The following is a 6000-nucleotide window of genomic DNA, read 5'->3' on the forward strand; positions in this document are numbered from 1 at the left end:
TTAACCGATCGTCAACGCAAGCGTGATGGTTACCCATGGAAACTTTTTTCTCGAAAGGAAAACTTAACCTGCTGTTTTTACTTAATTAACTCCGCCTCTTCTCTGGCGTTCGCGCCCGTTGTGACGCGAAAGGGCAGTGCTTCTTCGACGTAGCAATTTTCATACCCGATCCCCTCATCCCTCTGCATGAGTATTCGTTCCATAAGAATATAAACAAGCTTCAGTTGCTCAATAAATAGTCAAATTACAAGTCACGCTGATGGATTTATGGGGTACATTCGCGTAAATTATGTGACGGAGATCACATTTTTTTAAATTCCAGGGGGGGCTGCATTGTATGTGTCAAAACTGACGAGTAGAGTTTGCGTCGAATTAGGAAAAATCTTAGTTATTTGTAAGAAAAGATAAAATGTGTAACCGACATTTTGGCCATGTTAACCGGTCACGCGCTTTACGACGTACAAACCTAAATTCAACTATGCATTTGGCCTTTTCTTTTTATACCGGGTGATTTCCCGGCGACATCACGGGGTGCGGTCTTTCCGCATAAAAATAATAGTTGGTTATTCGGGATGGGAAAAATGCATACATCCGAGTTGCTAAAACATATTTATGACATCAATTTGTCATATTTATTGCTCGCGCAGCGTTTGATTAGTCAGGACAAACCGTCAGCGATGTTTCGTCTGGGTGTTAACGAAGAGATGGCAACCATGCTGGGTGGATTAACCCTCCCGCAAATGGTCAAGCTGGCTGAAACCAATCAACTTGTCTGCCAGTTCCGTTTTGATAACCCGCAGACTATTACGCGTCTGACTCAGGAATCCCGCGTGGATGATCTGCAACAGATCCACACCGGTATTCTTCTCTCCACCCGCCTGCTCAACGAAATCAGCCAGCCTGATGACGTAGCCCGGAAGAAAAGGGCTTAACAATGAGCGAAAAAAGCATTGTTCAGGAAGCCCGTGATATCCAGCTGGCGATGGAACTCATCACGCTCGGTGCGCGTTTACAAATGCTGGAAAGCGAGACGCAGCTGAGCCGTGGTCGTCTGATCAAGCTGTACAAAGAATTGCGTGGTAGCCCGCCGCCAAAAGGCATGCTGCCGTTTTCGACTGACTGGTTCATGACCTGGGAGCAGAACATTCATGCTTCCATGTTCTGTAACGCCTGGCAGTACCTGCTTAAAACGGGCTTATGCAGCGGCGTTGATGCCGTGATCAAAGCCTACAAACTTTACCTTGAGCAATGCCCGCAGCAGGAAGAGGGACCCCTGCTGGCGCTGACCCGCGCCTGGACGCTGGTGCGTTTTGTTGAAAGCGGAATGCTTGAATTGTCCCGCTGCAACTGCTGTGACGGCAATTTCATTACCCACGCACACCAGCCTGCGGGCAGCTTCGCCTGTAGTTTGTGCCAGCCTCCATCCCGAGCCGTAAAAAGACGTAAACTTTCCCGGGATGCTGCCGATATTATTCCACAACTGCTGGATGAACAGATCGAACACGCTGTTTAACCCGAACCTGTGGGCAAGATTCCAGCAGCGGTAAGCGATTACCGCTGCTTTTTTTTACCCTGCGTTCAGGTCATGCGCTCGAAATGAACGTCCTGCCATAGTCACTAGCGGAAGGATGATGTCGTGCTTATCTTATTAGGTTACCTGGTAGTTCTCGGTACAGTTTTCGGCGGTTACATGATGACCGGCGGGCACCTTGGAGCACTCTATCAACCGGCTGAACTTGTCATCATCGGCGGTGCAGGGGTAGGGGCTTTTATCGTTGGTAACAACGGCAAATCGATCAAGGGCACGCTGAAGGCGATTCCGCTGCTGTTTCGTCGCTCGAAATACACCAAAAGCATGTATATGGATCTGCTGGCGCTGCTCTATCGCCTGATGGCGAAGTCACGTCAGCAGGGGATGTTCTCGCTGGAGCGGGACATCGAAAACCCGAAAGAGAGCGAAATTTTCGCCAGCTACCCGCGTATTCTGGCCGACGCGATGATGCTCGATTTTATCGTCGATTACCTGCGACTGATCATCAGCGGCAACATGAACACCTTCGAAATTGAAGCCCTGATGGACGAAGAGATCGAAACCCACGAGAGCGAGTCCGAAGTACCGGCCAACAGCCTGGCGCTGGTGGGCGACTCGCTTCCGGCGTTCGGCATCGTGGCGGCGGTCATGGGCGTCGTTCATGCCCTGGCCTCGGCGGATCGCCCGGCGGCTGAACTGGGGGCGCTGATTGCCCACGCGATGGTGGGGACGTTCCTCGGTATTTTACTGGCCTACGGCTTTATCTCCCCGCTGGCGAGCGTGCTGCGCCAGAAGAGCGCCGAAACCACCAAAATGATGCAGTGCGTGAAAATTACGCTGCTCTCAAACCTCAACGGCTATGCGCCACCGATTGCCGTCGAATTTGGTCGTAAGACGCTTTACTCCAGCGAACGTCCGTCGTTTATCGAACTGGAAGAGCACGTGCGCGCGGTGAAAAACCCTAACCAACAGACGACAACTGAGGACGCATGAAAAACCAGTCCCATCCGATCGTCATCGTAAAAAAGCGCAAGCATAAGGGGCACGGGCACGGTTCTCACGGCTCCTGGAAGATCGCGTACGCCGACTTTATGACCGCCATGATGGCCTTCTTTCTGGTGATGTGGCTAATCTCCATCTCCAGCCCGAAAGAGCTTATTCAGATTGCGGAATATTTCAGAACGCCGCTGGCGACGGCGGTTACCGGCGGGCCGCGCATTTCTAACAGCGACAGCCCGATCCCCGGCGGCGGTGACGATTACACCCAGCAGCAGGGCGAAGTGAAAAAACAGCCTAACATCGACGAGCTGAAAAAAAGGATGGAGCAGGCGCGCCTGAAAAAACTGCGCGGTGACCTGGATCAGCTGATTGAAGCGGACCCTAAGCTGCGCGCGCTGCGTCCGCACCTGAAAATTGACCTGGTACAGGAAGGGCTGCGTATTCAGATCATCGACAGCCAGAACCGGCCGATGTTTAAAACCGGCAGCGCCGACGTGGAGCCCTACATGCGCGATATTCTGCGTGCGATTGCACCGGTGCTGAACGGTATTCCAAACCGCATTAGCCTGTCCGGACACACGGATGATTTCCCGTACGCCACGGGAGAGAAAGGATACAGCAACTGGGAGCTTTCTGCCGATCGCGCCAACGCCTCGCGTCGCGAGCTGGTGGCGGGTGGGCTTGATGATGGCAAGGTCCTGCGCGTGGTCGGCATGGCTGCAACCATGCGCCTTACCGACCGCGGACCGGATGACGCCATCAACCGTCGTATCAGTCTTTTAGTGCTGAACCAGCAGGCGGAGCAGGCCATCCTGCATGAAAACGCCGAAAGTCAGAATGAGTCACTGGACGATTTAAAACAGCCTGGGGCCATCCCTTCGGCTGCCGTTCCAACATCGCCACCAGCCAATCCGAGGTGATAGCGTGAGCATGGATATTACCGATTTTTACCAGACATTTTTTGATGAAGCCGACGAATTGTTGGCCGATATGGAGCAACATTTGCTGGATCTGGTGCCCGAGGCACCGGACTCAGAACAGCTCAATGCCATCTTCCGTGCGGCGCATTCCATTAAAGGCGGTGCCGGAACGTTTGGATTTACCATTTTGCAGGAAACCACCCATTTAATGGAAAACCTGCTGGATGAAGCACGACGCGGTGAGATGCAGCTCAATACCGACATTATCAACCTGTTTTTGGAAACGAAAGATATTATGCAGGAACAGCTCGACGCCTATAAAAGTTCGGCAGAGCCTGATGCCGCCAGCTTTGAATACATCTGCAACGCGCTGCGTCAGTTAGCGCTGGAAGCCAAAGGTGAGGCGTCTGCGCCCGCTGTCCCTGCGGCAAAACTGAGCGTTGTTGACGCCGTGGCCGAACCCGATACGGCGCCTGACGCGCCCGCAGGAAAACTGCGCGTGGTGCTGTCACGTCTGAAGGAGAACGAGGTCAACCTGCTGGAAGAGGAGCTGGGGAACCTGGCGACGCTCAGCAACGTGGTGAAGGGCAAAGACAGCCTGGCCGCGACGCTCGACGGCGGGATTGGCCAGGATGACATCGTGGCGGTGCTCTGCTTCGTGATTGAAGCGGATCAGATTGCGTTTGAAACCGAGGCGGCGGCCGTTGAAGCGCCTGCTCCGGCAGAGAATACCCCTGCGGTAGTTGCCGCTGCCCCGGCCCTGAAAGCCGTGCCAAAAGAGACGGCCGCTCCGGCCCGCGGTGAAAAACCAGCGGCGCGTTCCAGCGAGTCCACGAGCATTCGCGTGGCGGTGGAGAAAGTGGATCAGCTGATCAACCTGGTGGGTGAACTGGTCATCACCCAGTCGATGCTGGCCCAGCGCTCCAACGAGCTGGACCCGGTGACCCATGGCGATCTCATCACCAGCATGGGCCAGTTACAACGTAACGCCCGCGATTTACAGGAATCGGTGATGTCCATCCGCATGATGCCGATGGAATATGTCTTCAGCCGCTTCCCGCGCCTGGTGCGCGACCTGGCCGGCAAGCTCAACAAACAGATCGAACTCACGCTGATGGGCAGCTCCACCGAGCTGGACAAGAGCCTGATTGAACGCATTATCGATCCGTTAACGCACCTGGTGCGTAACAGCCTCGACCACGGCATCGAGCTGCCGGAAAACCGCGTAGCAGCCGGAAAATCGCCCGTGGGCAACCTGATCCTGTCAGCGGAACATCAGGGCGGCAACATCTGCATCGAAGTGACCGATGACGGCGCGGGCCTGAACCGCGAGCGCATTCTGGCGAAGGCGATTTCGCAGGGAATGGCAGTCAACGAAAATATGACCGACGAAGAAGTGGGCATGTTGATTTTTGCCCCGGGCTTCTCAACCGCAGAGCAGGTCACCGACGTTTCCGGCCGCGGCGTGGGCATGGACGTGGTGAAACGTAACATTCAGGAGATGGGCGGTCACGTTGAGATCCAGTCTAAGCAGGGCGCGGGCACCACGATTCGTATCCTGCTGCCGCTGACGCTGGCCATTCTTGACGGCATGTCCGTTAAAGTGGCGGACGAAGTCTTTATTCTGCCGCTGAACGCGGTGATGGAGTCCCTCCAGCCGCGTGAAGAAGATCTGCATCCGCTGGCGGGCGGCGAGCGCGTGCTCGAAGTGCGCGGCGAGTACCTGCCGCTGGTGGAACTGTGGAAAGTGTTTGAAGTGGACGGGGCAAAAACCGAGGCCACGCAGGGTATCGTTGTGATCCTGCAAAGCGCCGGACGCCGCTACGCGCTGCTGGTCGATCAGCTGATTGGTCAGCATCAGGTGGTGGTTAAGAACCTGGAAAGTAACTACCGCAAAGTGCCGGGGATCTCTGCTGCCACCATCCTGGGTGATGGTAGCGTCGCGCTGATCGTCGATGTATCGGCACTTCAGGGATTAAATCGTGAACAACGTGTGGCGAACACAGCCGCCTGATTAAGTAAAAGGTAATAACATGACCGGTATGAGTAACGTAACGAAACTGGCGGGCGAGCCATCTGGACAGGAATTCCTGGTTTTCACTTTAGGGGATGAAGAGTACGGTATCGACATCCTGAAAGTGCAGGAAATTCGCGGTTACGACCAGGTAACGCGCATTGCGAACACGCCAGCGTTTATCAAGGGTGTGACCAACCTGCGCGGTGTGATTGTGCCTATCGTGGACCTGCGCGTGAAGTTTAGCCAGGGCGATGTGGAGTACAACGAAAACACGGTGGTGATCGTCCTGAATCTGGGGCAGCGCGTGGTGGGGATCGTGGTGGATGGCGTGTCTGATGTGCTGTCGCTGACCGCCGATCAAATCCGTCCTGCGCCGGAGTTTGCGGTCACGCTGTCGACGGAATACCTGACGGGGCTGGGTGCGCTCGGCGAGCGTATGCTGATTCTGGTGAATATTGAGAAGCTGCTGAACAGCGAAGAGATGGCGCTGCTGGATATTGCGGCGAATCATGTAGCATAAAACAAAGCCGGGT

6 protein-coding genes are annotated in these 6000 nt (G+C 54.9%); all 6 read left to right on the plus strand.

Annotation, left to right across the window (positions count from 1 at the left end; translation table 11 throughout):
- The first annotated feature begins 581 nt into the window (after positions 1–581).
- Positions 582–932 carry a flagellar transcriptional regulator FlhD gene (flhD, locus tag ACWKXX_RS08760; RefSeq protein ID WP_003859693.1) on the plus strand — a complete coding sequence of 117 codons (351 nt, stop codon included), beginning with the start codon at positions 582–584 and terminating at the stop codon, positions 930–932.
- Positions 933–934: 2 nt separating this feature from the next.
- On the plus strand, positions 935–1513 hold the full coding sequence (gene flhC, locus ACWKXX_RS08765; RefSeq protein ID WP_003859695.1) for a flagellar transcriptional regulator FlhC: 579 nt from the start codon (positions 935–937) through the stop codon (positions 1511–1513).
- A 123-nt stretch (positions 1514–1636) separates the two neighbouring features.
- Positions 1637–2524 (plus strand): flagellar motor stator protein MotA, encoded by an 888-nt coding sequence (gene motA / locus ACWKXX_RS08770; RefSeq protein WP_003859696.1) that lies wholly within the window; start codon positions 1637–1639, stop codon positions 2522–2524.
- Positions 2521–3450, plus strand: coding sequence for a flagellar motor protein MotB (gene motB, locus ACWKXX_RS08775; protein ID WP_196064095.1), 930 nt, complete (start codon positions 2521–2523; stop codon positions 3448–3450). Before motA ends, motB begins: the two co-directional genes overlap by 4 nt.
- A 4-nt stretch (positions 3451–3454) precedes the next feature.
- On the plus strand, positions 3455–5464 hold the full coding sequence (gene cheA, locus ACWKXX_RS08780) for a chemotaxis protein CheA (protein ID WP_017384416.1): 2010 nt from the start codon (positions 3455–3457) through the stop codon (positions 5462–5464).
- Positions 5465–5483: 19 nt separating this feature from the next.
- The gene (gene cheW, locus ACWKXX_RS08785; protein WP_039270525.1) at positions 5484–5987 is read left to right on the plus strand and encodes a chemotaxis protein CheW; all 504 of its coding nucleotides are present in this window, start codon (positions 5484–5486) and stop codon (positions 5985–5987) included.
- The last annotated feature ends 13 nt before the right edge of the window (positions 5988–6000 follow it).

The sequence above is a fragment of the Enterobacter sp. UPMP2061 genome (genome assembly GCF_053709615.1).